Source organism: Microcoleus sp. FACHB-SPT15, assembly GCF_014849525.1.
Lineage (GTDB): Bacteria > Cyanobacteriota > Cyanobacteriia > Cyanobacteriales > Coleofasciculaceae > Symplocastrum > Symplocastrum torsivum.
Genome location: NZ_JACJNU010000055.1, coordinates 16,130 through 33,501, shown reverse-complemented (window position 1 = coordinate 33,501; position 17,372 = coordinate 16,130). Strand labels below are relative to the sequence as shown.

General features: G+C 46.1%; 7 protein-coding genes and 2 pseudogenes. 5 read left to right on the top strand and 4 right to left on the bottom strand.

Going from position 1 to position 17,372, the window contains the following annotated elements:
- The first annotated feature begins 159 nt into the window (after nucleotides 1-159).
- From urtA to H6F98_RS33665, 5 genes and pseudogenes are all read left to right on the top strand, one after another.
- Nucleotides 160-2,943, top strand: coding sequence for an urea ABC transporter substrate-binding protein (urtA, locus tag H6F98_RS21720; RefSeq protein WP_192220799.1), 2,784 nt, complete (start codon nucleotides 160-162; stop codon nucleotides 2,941-2,943).
- Between the two features lie 572 nt (nucleotides 2,944-3,515).
- Nucleotides 3,516-7,844: pseudogene (locus tag H6F98_RS33670) on the top strand (PAS domain-containing protein); the annotation flags it as partial.
- A 33-nt stretch (nucleotides 7,845-7,877) separates the two neighbouring features.
- Nucleotides 7,878-8,375, top strand: a pseudogene (locus H6F98_RS34655) (response regulator); the annotation flags it as partial.
- A gap of 189 nt (nucleotides 8,376-8,564) precedes the next feature.
- Complete coding sequence (locus H6F98_RS34650) at nucleotides 8,565-8,963, top strand: Hpt domain-containing protein (RefSeq protein WP_396812947.1); 399 nt, start codon at nucleotides 8,565-8,567, stop codon at nucleotides 8,961-8,963.
- Between the two features lie 91 nt (nucleotides 8,964-9,054).
- Entirely contained in the window at nucleotides 9,055-10,635 is a 1,581-nt protein-coding gene (locus H6F98_RS33665) for a response regulator (protein WP_242058639.1), read from the top strand.
- On the opposite strand, the gene H6F98_RS21700 is transcribed toward H6F98_RS33665, so the two are convergent.
- The 4 genes from H6F98_RS21700 to H6F98_RS21685 all read right to left on the bottom strand — a co-directional run bounded on the left by H6F98_RS21700 (nucleotide 10,632) and on the right by H6F98_RS21685 (nucleotide 17,331).
- Nucleotides 10,632-12,110, bottom strand: coding sequence for a CoA-acylating methylmalonate-semialdehyde dehydrogenase (locus H6F98_RS21700; protein WP_192220797.1), 1,479 nt, complete (start codon nucleotides 12,108-12,110; stop codon nucleotides 10,632-10,634). The genes H6F98_RS33665 and H6F98_RS21700 overlap by 4 nt on opposite strands.
- Before the next feature lie 189 nt (nucleotides 12,111-12,299).
- Nucleotides 12,300-13,361 (bottom strand): chemotaxis protein CheB, encoded by a 1,062-nt coding sequence (locus tag H6F98_RS21695; protein ID WP_192220796.1) that lies wholly within the window; start codon nucleotides 13,359-13,361, stop codon nucleotides 12,300-12,302.
- Complete coding sequence (locus H6F98_RS21690) at nucleotides 13,362-15,794, bottom strand: hybrid sensor histidine kinase/response regulator (RefSeq protein WP_396812870.1); 2,433 nt, start codon at nucleotides 15,792-15,794, stop codon at nucleotides 13,362-13,364.
- A 184-nt stretch (nucleotides 15,795-15,978) separates the two neighbouring features.
- Nucleotides 15,979-17,331, bottom strand: a complete 1,353-nt coding sequence (locus tag H6F98_RS21685) for a methyl-accepting chemotaxis protein (RefSeq protein ID WP_192220795.1) — start codon at nucleotides 17,329-17,331, stop codon at nucleotides 15,979-15,981.
- Nucleotides 17,332-17,372 lie beyond the last annotated feature (41 nt).

Below are 17,372 nucleotides of genomic sequence, written 5' to 3'. Positions count from 1 at the left end.
GCGATCGCTCCTGATCCCTAGGCTTCAATCCGCGAGAGATAGCGGCTCCCTTCAAAGAGCAAAGCCACTCCCTCCCATAGCCTTAGTCTTTTCCTTTCATTGGTAATGCAGGTTGAGGTGCACGTTCAAAGAGCCAAACAATTCGGGAACAGTCTAGCAATGAGTGAAACAGGCAAGCCATTTGTTAAACCGAGTTCAACGGTGCGCGTCGGGATTCTACACTCCTTGAGTGGAACGATGGCAATTAGTGAGGCATCATTGAAAGATGCTGAGCTGATGGCGATCGCAGAAATTAATCAAGCTGGCGGTGTTTTGGGAAGACGCATCCAACCCGTCATTGAAGACGGAGAATCTAATCCAGCCACCTTTGCTTTCAAAGCAAGATTGCTCATTGAACAGGACAAGGTCACCACAATTTTTGGTGGTTGGACATCTGCCAGTCGTAAAGCCGTCTTACCCGTCTTGGAAGAACTCAATGCCCAGATGTGGTATCCCGTTGAGTATGAAGGGCTAGAATGCTCCCGTAACATTTTCTACACGGGCATCTGTCCTAACCAACAAGTTGGACCAGCCGTTGATTGGTTACTCCAAAATAAAGGGAAATGCTTTTATCTATTGGGTTCTGACTACGTTTTTCCCCGTACCGCTAACAAACTGATCAAAGCTCAACTCAAACGCAAAGGTGGTACTTTAGCTGGGGAAGACTACGTTGCCTTGGGAACTACAGATTTTCAGGTGTTAATTGAGAGAATCAAGCAAGTCAAACCTGATGTTGTCTTCAGTACTCTCAACGGTGACAGCAATCTAGCATTCTACCAACAGTACAAAGATGCTGGGATTAGCGCCGAAGATATCCCAATCATGGCGATTAGTGTAGCGGAAGAAGAACTGCGGCGGATTGGTGGTGCAACTGTTGCAGGTCACTACGCGAGTTGGAGCTACTTCCAGAGTATTGACACCCCTGAAAATCAAACCTTCGTTAAGAATTTTCAACGGCGATATGGACGCGATCGCGTTACAAGTGACCCAATTGAGGCGGCTTATTCCCAAGTGTACCTTTGGAAACAAGCGGCAGAAAAAGCTGGGTCATTTGATGTCGATTTACTACGAGAGACCGCATACGGACAGACGTTTGAAGCACCTGGAGGTATAGTCAGCCTTGAGAGTAACAACCATCTCTCCAAGAATTGCCGCATTGGTAAAGTTTTACCGAATGGTCAATTTGAAATTGTTTTCACAAGTCCGGGTTTAATTAAACCGCAGCCTTGGTTAGGACTAGAAGAATTAAGCCAGAACGTTTCACCTGTTGTCTTTGATATGTTGGCAGAGGTATCGCAGTCAATTCAATATAGCTGCCAGCTTGAGCAAAAGTCCCGTGAAGTTGAGGCAACAATGGCTCAATTGATCGCAACTAATGAACGACTGCAAAGAACCCAAGACCAACTTTTGGAAGCAGAAGTGCGATTTCGAGAACTACAAGCACGAGAACAACTGCTCAAACGTCGCTTAGCAAGCCAAATTCGTAGTTCTTTAGAACTCGACACGATTGTAAACACGGCTGTTCAAGAAGTGCGTTCCCTATTGCAAATTGATCGCTGCCAATTCTTGTGGTACCAAACTGATGTTGAGCCTCCTCGGTTTGAATTAATGCATTTGGCATATTGCAAAGGGCTGCCAAGCGAAATGCGATCGCTCAATACAATTGAGCAAGTCAAAACAATTGATCGCCCCATCGGACAGCAAGATTTACTCCGAATTGATGACATTGCAACCGATGTGCAACTGCAAGCGGATAGTCGCGATCGCTTATTGGCGATGGGGCTAAAAGCACTGATTGTCGCTCCTGTGCAAACTCGCTCTCACCAAAAGGGTGTGATTATTTGTGAACACTTCCGAGAACACCGTCCTTGGAATGACCACGAAGTGGAATTAATTGACACCGTTGTTGACCAATTAGCGATCGCAATTGATCAAGCTGAACTGTATGCTCAAAGCCGTACTGCTGCCGCCTTAGCAACCGCTCAAGCTGAACAACTAAAAACAGCATTGCATGACCTGCATTCCTACCAAACCCAGCTTGTGCAGACCGAAAAGATGTCTACATTAGGAACACTGGTTGCTGGTATTGCTCACGAAATCAACAACCCCACAAGTTTCATCTACGGAAACCTACACTACGCCAACGAATACATCAAAGATTTACTCGAACTAGTACGCCTCTATAAACGGCATTATCCCGAACCTGTCCCAGAAATTAAGGCATACGCTAGATCGGTTGAACTGGAATTTCTCATTGAAGATTTGCCAAAAGTACTCTCCTCAATGGAAACTGGAGCCGAACGGATTCGCCATCTCGTGCTTAGCTTACGAAACTTCTCGCGTCTCGACCAAGCACAGGTGCAACCTGTGGATATCCATGAGGGACTAGACAGTACGCTGTTAATTTTGCACCACCGACTAAAAGCCAATGGTGAGCATCCTTGTATTCGAGTGATCAAAGAGTATGGCGAACTCCCCTTAATTGAGTGCTATCCCTCCCAACTCAATCAAGTGTTTATGAATCTTTTGAGTAATGCCATTGATGCCCTAGAAGAAGTACGAGGTAATTCCAAAAACGCCCAAGCCAACTTCTCTCCGGTTATTCGGATTCGCACAGAATACTCATCTCCCAGTCATATTGCTGTGCGTATTATAGACAATGGCTCAGGCATCAAAGAAGAAGACAAGACACAATTGTTTGACCCATTCTTTACCACAAAACCCATAGGAAAAGGTACAGGCTTAGGGTTATCCATTAGCTATAAGATTGTAGTAGAGAAGCATAAAGGCATCCTAGGGTGTGAATCAGTTCCAGGAGAAGGAACCGAGTTTTCAATAGAGATTCCTGTCAAACAGACCTGTGATATCAAAGTGAATGCCTCAGCATCTGTAGCCGTGAATTGAGCAAAAAACAAACTTCTTGTACTTAGCATAAGTAAGTAGAAAGAACTAAACATAACTCTTCGCTTTCGATTAAGGACTAGGTCTAGTTTCTCTATCCATTTCGTAAACGCTAAGATTCCCGACTTCTTCAAGAAGTCGGGAATCTGGATAGCAAAAGTTTGTGGATTAAGTAAAATTCAAACGTTCAACGAACATATTTTATTATTCGACAAATGAGTAAGAACTAAATGTTCAACTTGATATTTTAAATAAGAGGAAATCAAGGTTGGTTTAGTACCTGTTGAGTAATACAGATTGATTAATTAGCTGTACTACAGAATTTTTTCTTAAACTGATAACAGAGATTGAAATATGGCTTGGTTATTATGATTACACCAACGATGATAGTGATAGCTAGCTAAGCGATCGCCAGTTCATCCGTGTGGCTGCTCAACAGCTCAGGCGTGCAAGGAATGGAAGCACTGTCATACAACAACAGCTAGATCTTCTTCTAAATTGGACAACAACTGTTGCTCTAGTCGGGAAGAGGCTACTGGGTTCGGATTCAAGATAAGGAAATAATAAACACAACCATGGACGCTCAATTGCTCAAAGTTCTTCTGGTTGAGGACAACTTAAAAGACGCTGAACTCTTCAAAGAGTTATTGTCAGAAGCTAGAGCCACTCGCTTTGAGACGAGCCATGTTCAACGGCTTGACAAAACGCTTGAGCTGTTGCGGCAAGACACCTTTGATGTGATTTTGTTGGATTTGTCATTGCCAGACAGCCAAGGACTGCAAACATTAGAGAGTGTATGTTTTGCCCTTCGAGAGAGCAATCCCAACAATTCCCTGGAAATAGTCCCAGAACAACAGCTGCGATCGCAGCTAAAGCTTGAGAGCATAGTTCATGAGCAAAGCTATGCGAGTTCCACTAATGGACTCGCTTCCCGAACGCAATCGTCTACTTCCTTAATACCGATTGTCGTGCTGTCGGGTCTTGATGATGAAGACCTAGCAATCCAAGCGATTCGCTCAGGCGCACAAGACTATCTCATCAAAAGCCAGGTAGACTGCCCTTTACTGGTTCGGGCTTTGTGTTACGCGATCGAGCGCGCCCAAATGTCGCAAAAGCTACTGGAGAGCGAAGAACGCTACGCACTGGCGATTAGTGGTAGCCAGGTGGGTGTTTGGCAGGTAAACTTCCTGACTCGTGAGGTTTATGTTGGGTCTAATCTGAAAACATTCTTGGGCTATACCGAAGATGAAATTGGTACTGTTCCAGACGACTGGCTAGAGTGTGTGCATCCTGATGACCAGCAGAGACTGGTTATAGAGGCGATCGCTCATTTGGAAGGCTCAACCTCCCATCTAGAAATTGAACATCGGCTGCTGCATAAAGATGGCAGTTACCGCTGGCTACTCTCACGCGGAACAGCCTTCCGGGATGAGAAGGGAAAACCTTATCGAATTGCTGGGTCAAGTATTGATATCACTCAGCTAAAACAAGCTGAGGAACACATTGCTAAACGCGAAAGTTATCTTGCTGCACTCGTGGACGTGCAGCAACGGTTGCTGGCAGACCAGGATAAAAATCGTTGTTACCACTCGATCTCAGAGATTTTGGGAAAAGCAACGGGTGCAAGCCACGTTTATGCCTTTAACACCGATCACACGGCAACTGGTCAGTTACAACTGAGTCAGTCTGCCCAGTGGTGGAGTGATAGTCTCGCTTCCAGAAAAAATAAATCTACTCTTCCTTGCCTTACCGATGGTTGTTTTGGGCGTTGGCTAGAACTGTTGGGACGGGGTGAGATTATTACTGGAGTGGTTGCAGATTTTCCAGAGACGGAGCAAATTATTTTAGAGCGGCAAGGCATTTTGTCAATCTTGATTTTGCCCTTGATGGTAAAGGGCGAGTTTAGAGGGCTGATTGGGTTTGAGAATTACACCACAACCTATACCTGGGACTCTTCAGAAGTTGCTTTACTACAGGCAGCCGCTTCAGCGATTTCACTGTGGCAAGAGCGTGTTGCAACCAAAGAGACGCTCAAAGCTAGTGAACAACGGTTCCGGACTTTAGTCGATAACATACCTGGTGCTGTTTATCGCTCTATCCTCGACTCAGATTGGACAATGTTGTTCATTAGCGAGGCGATCGCAGATATTAGTGGTTACCCTGCTAGCGATTTTGTCAATAATCAGGTGCGAACCTTTGCCAGTATTATCCATCCCGAAGACCTTGCAAACGTGCAACAAATGATTCAGGATGCTCTGGTCGCTGGTACGTCTTACCATTTGGAATACCGAATCATAGACAAGTCGGGCAGTATCCGTTGGGTCTATGAACAAGGTCAGATTGTTTACGGGGATGACGGGACAGTGTCCTGTCTAGATGGTCTCATCTTAGATATTAGCGATCATAAGCAAGCCGCACTCGCGTCTCAGCAAGTCCAAGAAGCACTGCAACATTCACAGTCTTTACTAGCTGGGGTGTTGAATAGCTCTCTTGATGGGGTTATGGCGTTCCAGACACTCAGGGATAGCCAGAAAAACATTGTTGATTTTCAATGGCTTTTGGCTAATCCAGCCGCCGCAAAAATGACTGGGCGCTCTAGTCAGGAACTCGTTGGTAAGTATTTACTAGAGGAGATGCCAGGAAATCGGACAGAAGGGTTGTTTGAAGGGTATGTGCAAGTCGTTGAGACGGGTGAACCGCTAGAAAAGGAATTTTATTACGAACATGAAGGCATACAAAGCTGGTTTCAGAATATTGCCGTCAAATTAGGTGACGGCTTTGCTGTAACGTTCCGCAATATCAGCGATCGCAAGCAGACCGAGGCAGCACTGATTGAGCGATCGCGTCAGACAGCACTAGCGGCAGACATCGGGCTTGCTCTCACTCAGGGAAGTAGCTTATCAACCATGCTGCAAGACTGTACAGAAGCGATCGTGCGCCACCTCGACGCTTCCCTGGCACGCATTTGGATGCTCAATCCAGTTGACAATATGTTGGAGCTGCAAGTCAGTGCCGGGATGTTTGCTCACCTCGACGAACTGCCTCAAAGTATTGCTATTGGGCGCTTCAAGGTTGGTCGCATCGCCGCAGAACGTCAGCCGCATCTTAGTAATAACCTGCTTGATGACCCACAACTTAGCGTTCTCGAATGGTCACTTTTGCAGGAACTCGTTGCCTTTGCAGGTTACCCTCTGATTGTCGAAAATCAGCTTGTGGGAGTGATAACGATGTTCGCTCACCATCCCTTGACAGAAGCTACCTTTAATACACTTGGTTCTGTTGCCGATGAAATTGCTTTGGGTATCGAGCGCAAGCAAGTTGAGCAAGCACTAGATAGAGAGCGTCAGCAACTGCGGGAAATTATTACCAACGCCCCGGTTGCGATGGCAATGTTCGATACGAAGTTGTGTTATGTTGCCCATTCTCAGAAATGGCTAACAGACTATGGCTTGGAGGGATCGATCATTGGTGGTCGTTTGTCTAATGGGTTTTCTGACTTCCCTCCACATTGGCAAGTCGTTGTGCAACGCGCCCTTAAGGGAGAAGTCCAATCTCAGCCAGAAGATAAGTGGGAGCGCTCCGACGGCTCTACGATGTACCTCCGTTGGGCGGTACAACCCTGGTACACACCGGAAAAATCAGTAGGTGGCGTTGTGATTGTCACCGAGCGGATTAATGAGTTGGTGGAAGCTAGAGAAGCAGCACTCGAAAACTCTCGACTTAAGTCTCAATTCCTCGCGAACATGAGTCACGAAATCCGCACCCCCATGAATGGAGTGCTAGGGATGACTGAATTGCTCTTGAAAACAGACCTAAACTATGAGCAACTTGACTTTGTGCAAACATTACGTGTGAGCGCCCAGAACCTGCTGACGCTGCTCAACGATATCCTGGACTTTTCCAAACTAGAAGCTGGGGAAATGCGTCTAGAAACCCAGCAATTTGATTTAAACAGTTGCCTGGAAGATGTCGCTGATTTACTCGCCACATCAGCCTTGAATAAAGGGATTGAACTGGCTGTCTTGATTGACCCAAATGTCCCCACCCAACTACAAGGGGATGCAGGTCGTCTACGACAGATTTTTACCAATTTGGTTGGCAATGCGATTAAATTCACACCCAGTGGCGAAGTTGTTATCCAAGCTTCCCTTGAATTTGAGACATCGAGTTATGCCTCTATCCGGTTTTCTGTGACCGACACAGGCGTTGGTATTGCACCAGCAAACCAGAAGAGATTGTTCCAATCCTTTTCACAAGTGGATGCTTCATCAACTCGGCAAGATGGAGGGACTGGTTTAGGTTTAGCGATTTCCAAACAGCTAGTGGAACTCATGGGGGGTGAAATTGGCGTTGCTAGTCGAGGTGCTGCCTTTGTACCGGGTCGATGGTCAGTACCGGGAGAATCGGGAGATGAAGCGTTGGGGAGCCGTTTCTACAAATCTCAACAAGGTAACGAATCAATTACTCCTTTAGCCAAGCAAGGAGCAACGTTCTGGTTTACAGTGCCCCTGGCAAAACTTCCCAACCCTGTCCCAACGTTAATGACATCGAGTCTCGCGTTGGCAGAACGGAAACTCTTGATTATCAGTAGCAACGAAACGATTCGCCGTGTGGTGACGTCCCTAGCAAGCTTCTGGGGGATGCAGGTGGAGGAAGCCTCAAGTAGTGCGGACGCACACTCCACGTTGCAGTCTACGAGGAATAAGCATCAGGATATTGATGTAGCAATTCTTGATATTAGTTTGTTAGAGAGAGATTCTGAAAGTCTGACTCAACTCATTTGCACAGATTCTACACAGATGCAGCCGAAATGGGTAATCTTGAACGCTGTCAATCAGCGATCGCAAACCCTACGCCTTTTGGATCTGGGGTTTAGTGGCTGTATTACTAAACCCTTGAAAGCGTCTAAGCTGCTAGGTTGCTTGAGGCAAGTCTTGATGCCTGATGATGAGGTATCCAACCCGGATGTTTCTACTAGTCTGCCGTTGAGTCAGCGTCAATCTTCACCAATGAACCTCGCCGCGATTGCCCAACGCTCAAGGGTGAAAATTCTCTTGGTCGAAGATACACCGATTAACCAGAAAGTCATCCTCAATCAACTCAAAGTGCTAGGTTATCAGGCTGATTGTGCAGTTAATGGGAAAGAAGCTCTTGACCAGTTGATGGGGCGTACAGGCAATGCTGGCAGTTGGAAAGAGAGGGTGAGTGAACACAAGATCGCCTCTTCCTCGATTACGCACTACGATATTGTTTTGATGGATTGCCAGATGCCCGTTCTTGATGGCTATGAAGCGACACGGCTCTTACGGGAATTTGAAAGGACATCTCACCGTACTGTCGTTATTGCCATGACAGCTCATGCCCTGCTAGGCGATCGCGAAAAGTGTCTGGCAGCGGGTATGGATGATTATATTAGTAAACCAGTAACCTTAGAAGAATTAGAGTTAGTTTTAGAGCGCTGGATTTATACCCTCTCTGGGGAAACAGAGCTAAAAAACCAACCTGTGAATGCTCCGCATCCTTCTACGACCCAATCCTCTTTCGATGACTCGCTACCCCTAAGCTCTCGGTACAGTATACCTGCCATCGAGCCGTGGCTGGAGAAAAGTCAAAACTCAGAACAGATGATCTTGCATAACTCTCGCCTCTCTATGTTTTCAAACTCTTCCCCTTTTGCACCTAGAAACGTTGACGAGGTGCCCTTAAATCTGGAACACCTGGATGACCTAGCCAGAGGCGATGTCGAGTTTAAGCAAGAACTCTTGCAGGTTTTTATGGAAGATGCTGTAACTTACTTAGCAGAAATTAAGCTAGCCCTATCAGCCGAAGATAGTGTCGCTGTTGCTCGTCGTGCTCATCAGCTTAAAGGTTCAAGTGCTACACTCGCTATTTACAAGATGCCAGAACTCTCTGCCGAACTAGAAAGTCAGGCGAAACAAAACCAGTTAGTGGGTGCAGCAACGCTGGTCAATGAGTTAGAGCAGATTCTGGATCGAATTCAAGCCTTTATTGACAAAAGTTAAGCGATCGCACAGTTAACTAGCAAGCTGAATTTATCGGGAAGAAGTCAAAGGTACTGACATCCTTTTTTTGTCAATTTGGAAAGCTGCAACTATGTCAAAAATTCTCCTGGTTGAAGATGATTCCGTCACGCGGTTACTCCTCAGACGAGAGCTACATTTGGCTGGCTATGAGGTATCTGTAGCCAAAAATGGGGAAGAAGGACTACAACAAGCGAGGCAGTTGCATCCAGCTTTAATTATCTGTGATTGGGTAATGCCATTGATGGACGGAGTGGAACTCTGTCGTTCTGTGAAAGCATCACCGGAGCTGGCAAATATATTCTTTATCTTACTGACCGTTCGTGAGGCGATCGCAGATCGAGTCGAAGGGTTAGATGCGGGTGCTGATGATTTTTTGAGTAAGCCTGTTAACCTGAATGAGTTATTGGCACGAGTCCGTGCGGGTTTGCGCTTGTATCAGTACCAGCAGGATTTGAGTGAAGCCAATCAACAACTCAACTCGACTCTACGTGATTTGAAACGGACTCAAGTACAACTGGTGCAAAGTGAAAAAATGTCCTCACTTGGACAGTTGGTGGCAGGTGTAGCGCATGAAATTAACAATCCGCTTGGCATTATTGAGGGAAACCTTGCCCATGCAACCAATTACCTAACCCACCTCTTAGGATTGATGCAGCTATATCAAAACCACTACCCTAATCCAGGAGAAGAGATTGAGAATTATGCCGAGGAGAATGATTGCGAATTTATTGCATCAGACTTCCCAAAAGTTTTGGAATCTATGGGGAGTGGAACATCTCGAATTAATGCAATTGTGCTTAGTCTACGGAACTTCTCCCGGTTGGACGAAGCAGAGATGAAGCTTGTTGATCTTCATGAAGGTCTTGATAGTACGCTTTTAGTGTTGCAGCATCGCCTTCAGGCAAAGGGACAGCAGCTTAGGATTCAGGTGATTAAGGAATACGGCGATTTGCCGCAGGTAGAATGTTACCCCAGGCAGTTGAACCAAGTGTTTCTAAATATTCTGAATAATGCGATCGATGCGATCCAGTACAAAGGAATGACACTGCAAGCGTCGAGTGAAAAGACAAGAACCTTGGTGGAGGAAACTGAAACGCCCAATTCTAGCGGAGAGACTTCTTTAGAAGAATTATCCTATGCCAAGCAGACGCTAGCTAATGTGAAATCCTTCACACAGAAAAATAGCGTAATGGCTACGGAAGAAGCCGTAGCCACATTAGAAGCTTTCAACTCATCTCCAGAGGAGGTATGCGATCAAACAGCAGCCCTCCAGGGTGACGAAGAGTCAACATTCAACACTTACAACGCACCAAAATCTTTGGCATCGTCCTACGTTCCTTGTATTACCATCCACACTCAGGTTATTAGGAGTCAGTCCCAACAACGAACGGACAATGGACAACTAACAATTGACCAAGTCGTCATTAGAATTAGTGACAATGGATCAGGTATGACAGAGCTAGCTAAAAAACACTTGTTTGACCCCTTTTTTACAACTAAACCAGTCGGCGAGGGAACAGGTTTAGGGTTGTCTATTTCTTACCAAATCGTTGTGCAGCATCATGGCGGCAACCTCGATTACAAGTCTGAGTTAGGACGAGGTACAGACTTTTTTGTTAAAATTCCGATTCGGCAGCCTCAATTATTTTAGAACTGACGTGACCAAGTTTTCGGCCAACGCTCAACAACAACTTTAGTTTGAGTAAAGAACTCTACGGCGTGTCGTCCTTGTCCGTGTAAATCTCCATAGAAGCTATCTTTCCAACCGCTAAAGGGAAAGAATGCCATTGGCGCAGCGACACCAATATTGATGCCAATGTTGCCTGCATCGGCTTCGTAGCGAAACTGTCGCGCTGCTGCACCACTGTTGGTGAATAAGCAAGCCATGTTGCCCCATTGTCCGCTGTTTACTAACGCGATCGCATCCTCAATGGTTTCCAAGTGCATTAAACCCAACACAGGCCCAAAGATTTCTGTGCGAGCTAATTCACTTTTGGGGTTGACATTTTGCAGAATTGTGGGTCTGATAAAGTTTCCCTGCTCGTAACCTGAAACTTTTGGACTGCGTCCGTCTACTAGCACAGCCGCACCTTCATCTACGCCTTGTTGAATCAACTGCTCAATTCGAGCTTTACTTTGTGAAGTAATGACGGGCCCCATTTGTGTCGCCTGATCTAAGCCATATCCAACCACTCGTGTTTGAGCCGCATTGGTGATTGCCTCGGTAAACTGATGACGGGCTTCTCCTACTGTCACCGCTACAGAAGCCGCTAAACAGCGTTGTCCCGCACAACCAAAGGCACTATCGGCAGTAATTCGGGTGGTCATTTCCATATCGGCATCGGGGAGGACGATAATCGGATTTTTTGCCCCTCCCTGACATTGCATCCGTTTCCCAAAACTTGCACCTTTCCCGTAGACATACTGGGCGACAGGGGAAGAACCGACAAAGCTAATCGCTCGGATCGTTGGATGTTCTAAGATGGCATCCACAACATCTTTAGCACCATTAACCAGATTAACGACACCTTTAGGTAAGCCAGTCTTTTCAAGTAACTCGAAGACTTTTTGCAGGGTTAGAGGGACTTTCTCTGAGGGTTTGATAATACAGGTATTGCCACACGCGATCGCATAAGGCAAAAACCAGAAGGGAATCATCCCCGGAAAATTGAACGGCGCAATAATCGCTGTGACTCCCACAGGTTGACGAATCATAATTTCGTCAATCCCACGAGCAACATCTTCCAAGTTGTAACCTTGCATCAAGGTAGGAATCCCACAGGCAACTTCCACATTCTCGATCGCACGTTGCCACTCTCCTTTGGATTCCGCTAGAGTTTTCCCACACTCCAAGGTAATTGTGCGCGATAACTCATCAATATGTTCCTCTAAGAGGAATTTCAGTTTAAACAAGTACTGTACTCGTTCAGTTGGTGGGACACGCCGCCAACTAGTAAAGGCAGTCTGCGCCGCAACAGTCGCCGCCTCTACATCTTCTTTTGGCGATAAAGGAACTTGGCTTAGAACCTCAGTCGTAGCGGGATTTACGACATCTAGAAATTCAGTCGCCTTAGAAGTACACCACTCTCCGTTAATGTAATTGAGCAAGGGGTTTTTGGCAGACACAGCAATTTTCCTTTTTTAGGATAAAGATGTTTTCAATGCTACCAAGCCTGACTTTATCCAGTGGGTGAGGGTCTAACCCAAGTTGCTATTTATTTTGCTCAATGCTGCTTTGGGGGTCAAAGTATATCTACTGTGACAATTACAAAGGTTGGAATCTGATTTGATACGACCCCCAAGCGAGTCGCCTAATTATCCGGATATGGTCTTCAGCAAGAACGGGGCAATTTTTTCAATTGCCAGCACCTGTTGCACAGCATTCAGACCGATCGCTTCTTTGACCATGCCAAACCCCCCATCTTGACCAACTGTGATGCCTCCGGCTTGAGCAATTGCCTGTAAGCCTTCTGCACCGTCACGACCAATCCCGTTTAATAACACGCCAGCCGTTGCCTTGCCATAGAACCTAGCGATTGATCGGAACGTCGCTGAGATAGAGGGACAATGCTTATCGGTTTCTGGACAGTCTGAATAGATGAACTTGCCCCGATTGTCTAATTCTAGATTGTTTTTCTCTGAGGCAAAATAAACGGTTCCTGGTGAAGGAGACTCGCCCACATCAGCAATTTTCACCTTCAACCCACACTCAGAAGACAACCAATTGACCATTCCTGACAAAACACCTTGACTGACGTGTGCCGTACAAATGATTGGCAATGGGAAATTCGCTGGCAGTTGGCAGATAATCTTCTGGATGGCTGGCAGACCACCTGTGGAAGCCCCAATCGTGATCACCTTAACGCGGGAGCTGACATTCGTCATCAGCGGTTGCATTCCTGAAAACGCCCCAGATGCGATCGGCTTAGCAGGAGCAGTCAGCGAAGCCGTTTGTTGCCGTCTTTGGGTCACTTTCATTGTGGAAAGGATTTTGATCTTGGTAATCAGCGCACTTTTAAGCCCCTCGTAATCGGTAGGGGAATCAGTTCTAGGTTTAGGAAAAACATCTGTAGCTCCGGCTTGCAGCAGGCGAAAGACATTATCAATATCTGTCTTTTGCACAAAATTGCTAATGACCAAAATGGGTCGGGGGTCTTCAGCCATGACGCGCTTAGTCAATTCCAGACCATCCATATTTTCCATGTGAAAGTCTGTACAGATGACATCCGGCTTCGTCCTAGTAATTACCTCCAGACCCTCAACACCATCGCGTGCTGTACCGACGACATCAACCTCTGTTGAAGAACTAAGTAAGCGTTGCAGAATTTCCAAAGCAATGGGGGAATCTTCAACGAGAACCACTTTGTTGGCTGCCATTTAAATCAATCTCCTTAATGTATCTAACAAAACACCTTGCTCAAAATCACCCTTAGTGATGTAAGCGCTTGCGCCTGCTTGGTGCCCCTGATGTTTGTCCTCCTCGGAGGCAAGGGTTGTTACCAAAATGACAGGCAAATCTTTGTACTCCTGGAATTGGCGAAGTTTAGCGGTGAGTCCTAGTCCATCCAGATTGGGCATTTGCACATCTGAGACAACCGCCGCAAAACTCCCCATTCTTAGTTTGTTGAAGCCATCTTCACCGTCTACAGCCGCCGTAACCTCGTAACCAGCACCTTCCAAAATCCGCTTCATCTGGGTACGGATGGGAATTGAATCTTCAACCAGGAGAATCTTGTGTTTGACTTGTGCTTGTTGGGCTAACTCTTTAACAGTGACAGACACAATTGTCTTCTGTGCTGACTTGAATAAATCAGCCGGATTCAGCACCATGCAAACTTCTCCAGTGCTCAGGATAGTTGCCCCCGAAATGTTGCGAATCCGCTTGAGCAACTGACTTTGAGGCTTCAATACAATGTCTTGTTGCTCCAAGATTGCATCTACCAGCAGTGCCAAACGTTCGGAGCCAATCCGTAAAATAATGCAGGGTAAGGTTTTTGAGGCAGCGTGCAGTGCTTTAGTGGATGTTGGCGCTTTTACGGGTAAGCCTAATAAATCGGCTAGCCAAGCAACCGAGACAGACTCTCCCTGGAATGGAAGCGTTTGGCTGCCTGACGCTCCTAACGTCGCTACCGCTGACGCTCGAAGACTCGCTAACGCTTCGCTATCGCTAGCCGTGGTAAAGATTTCCTGAGGAGACACCAACTGCATTGATTCCACAAATGCCACAGGAATGGCATAGGCATTAGGCTCGACTTGTACAATCAAAGCATCCGTAGTAGCTAAAGAGCTATTGAGCATGATGCGGAACAAACATCCCTGTAGTGGTGTAAATTCCACCTGAATGCTTCCCTTAAGGCGTTCAACGTTTGCCCGCACGACATCTAAGCCTACTCCCCTACCAGAAATCTCAGTGACAGCCGTGCGGGTGGAAAATCCGGGGGCAAAAATTAAGGATTGAATTTCAGCCGCTGACATTTGAGCCAGTTCTTGAGCCGAACGAATCCCACGCTCCACCGCCGCCCGTTTAATGGCTTCGACATCCAAACCACGCCCATCGTCTATGATTTCAATGCCAACGGTGCTACCAACTTGATAACCTCGGAGGCGAATTGTTGCGATCGCAGGTTTGCCAAGACTCTGACGCTCTTGGGGTGTTTCGATGCCATGATCGATCGCATTGCGAAGTAGGTGCAGCAACGGGTCTTTCATTTCTTCTAGAATCCGCTTATCTACACTGAGGTCTCCACCTTCGAGTTGGAGATCGACTTCTTTGCCTTGCTGCTTAGCTAAATCTCTTACTGTACGGGGAAAGAGGTTAAAAATCGTCGAAAATGGTAACAGTCTGAGAGAGTGAATTCCCGACTCTAGTTCATTGGCGACGGTTTCCAGTTTGGCGTTATATTCAGATGTTGTCGCGCGGAGTCGATTCAGCAAAACTCCCAGTTGATCCATACGGGTTTCAACCAGGTTGTAGAAATTTTGCAGGGGTTGCAGTTCGGGAGCTTGCCACTGTCGTTCCAACTCGTCAAATGTCAAACGGCTAAAAGATGCTTCCTCTTTCCACTCTTCCCAGAGAGCCATGATTTGGTCAATTTCAGCAACTCGGTCTCTAATTTGACCTTTGGTAACGACTAGTTCGCTGGCTTGAGTCAATAATTTATCGAGCTTTTGAGATTCAACACGGATGGTGTCAATCTGGTAATCGCTCAAGACAGCAAGAGCCTCTGCTGTGGGTTCCCCTGGTTCACTGTCCTGGACTGCCTCATCGAACACCAAAGGTTGCTCCGCAATCGACTGAGTAGTGGCAGCAACATTGGATTGGGCAACCGTTTCCTGAATTTCCGGCAATGCCTCGTCTGAGTCAGCCCCCATGAGTTGAGCTAAGACATGAAAGACACTTACTCCTGCCGCTTGTCCCGTGACAGCTTCCTGGGCAATTTTACGAATAGCATCCAGTCCGTGATAGAGACAGTTCATCACTTGGGCGGTTAAAACTCGCTCACTCCGCTTAACCGCCCCTAGAATGTCTTCCATTTGGTGGGTAAGGGTTTCTGCATCTTTGACACCCAACATCCGGGAATCACCTTTGAGCGAGTGCATTTCTCGCAGTAATTGCTCCAGTTTGGCTTGATCTAGAGGATTTTTTTCTAGATAAATTAATCCAGCTTCAATTTTCTGGATATGGTCGGCACTGGCTTCTTTATAAAGATTGCGTAGTTCTTCGTCTTCTATCATCATGACTTTCAGGAAGTAGTTGTTAGTTGCTGATTGTTGGTTGTTAGGAGCGGCTTTTTTAACAACTAACGACACTAAGTTTCAGGCTCCGATAATTGAGTATGAAAAAAAGAAAACATCAAAGTGGAGAGAGACGCGAACGTTCCTAATAAGTAGGGCATTCTTATTTCAAACCCGTAGTAACCTAGAGCAATACATCATTAGCATCTGTAGGGTTTCTAACAACAAACCAAACAACTTCGCTTACAACTTCGCTTGTTTAAACCACAGCCTCAAGATTCTCAGCCGCTTGGTTGAGGTCGTTGGTCGCGTCTTTCACTTGGATAATGCCAACGGCTGTTTCTTTTGCTCCTAAGTTGGTAACATTCATGGCGGCTACAACTTGCTGCACAGCAACAGCCTGATGTTTAGCCGTTTGAGCAATCTGTTGAGTGTTGAGGAACACCTGGTTAACGGCATCGGCGATACTTGCGAACATATCACCTGTTTCTTCAGCCAGTTCAATACCTGCCGTTGCTTTCTTCGTGCCTTCATCGGTTACCATAACCGTTGAGTTAATCGCCGCTTGCACTTTATTAACCAGAGAGTTGATCTGATCGGCTGATTTCTTACTTTGGTCTGCCAGTTTGCGAATTTCGCCAGCTACCACTGCAAAGCCTTTTCCCTGTTCGCCCGCACGGGCGGCTTCTACACCAGCGTTAAGAGCTAGCATATTGGTTTGGTTCGCCAAATCTGCCACTAGGTCGGAAACTGTGGAGATTTTATCGGTTTGTTCGCTAAGGCGGATAATTTGGTTAGCGATCGCTGTTACTTGGTCTTTCAGATTAACGATTCCCTCTATCGTATAACCAACTGTTCTAGTTCCTTCCTCAGCAAAGTTTAAGGCTTTCTGCGCTCCCTCAGCCGCCGCTTCAGCTTGGTTTGCTGATTGCAATGAGGAAGCTCCTAGTTCTTCTATTGTTATCGTGGTTTCATGGACTGAAGTCGCCTGTTCGCTAACTGCGCTTGCCTGCTGTGCAACTGATACGGCGATTTGATTTGATGTGGTACCAATAGTGCCAACAAAGCTTTGCAAGGTTGATGTAATATTGCGAACGAGCAGCCAGACGGCGACCAGAATCAGCACGTTTATGACAAAAATAGCGATTTGCGTTGTTCTTAAGCTTTGCGTTTTTTCCTTCGTAATTCCTTCAGCTATTGCTACTGCATCGTCAGTAGTTTTGAAAAAATCTTCACTTTGTGTAAAAAGTTCATTCTGCGATTTTGGTTCTTGTCTAACTTCCTCAATTGTGCTTTTAAGAGCTACCCATTTAGTTTCAACTTGCTTCATTTGCTCAAGAAACTCTTTATTAGTTGCTTTGGGTAAGTCTAAGTCTTTGTCGCCATTAATCAATCCCTTGATTACCTTATCGATCCTTTGGATTAATTCATCACTTTCTTTACCTCTAAGTTCTAACTTCACCAGTCTTTGAGAAGCACCTCTAACAATACCTGCCTGGTTAACTACGGTGCCTTCTTTACCTGTAGTCGTGAAAAAAGCAGTGGCAACACTGCCAACACCTAGAATTAAGATTCCAACAACAGTAGCCTGTAATTGTGTAGTAATTTTCATTGCAACTTCTCCTATGTTCTTTGTCTGTTTGAATAATGATT

Excerpts from the sequence above, each read along its gene's own strand:
- H6F98_RS33665 (WP_242058639.1), top strand. The coding sequence starts at position 9,055 with ATGTCAAAAATTCTCCTGGTTGAAGATGATTCCGTCACGCGGTTACTC.
- urtA (WP_192220799.1), top strand. The coding sequence starts at position 160 with ATGAGTGAAACAGGCAAGCCATTTGTTAAACCGAGTTCAACGGTGCGC.
- H6F98_RS34650 (WP_396812947.1), top strand. The coding sequence starts at position 8,565 with ATGATCTTGCATAACTCTCGCCTCTCTATGTTTTCAAACTCTTCCCCT.
- H6F98_RS21685 (WP_192220795.1), bottom strand. The coding sequence starts at position 17,331 with ATGAAAATTACTACACAATTACAGGCTACTGTTGTTGGAATCTTAATT.
- H6F98_RS21695 (WP_192220796.1), bottom strand. The coding sequence starts at position 13,361 with ATGGCAGCCAACAAAGTGGTTCTCGTTGAAGATTCCCCCATTGCTTTG.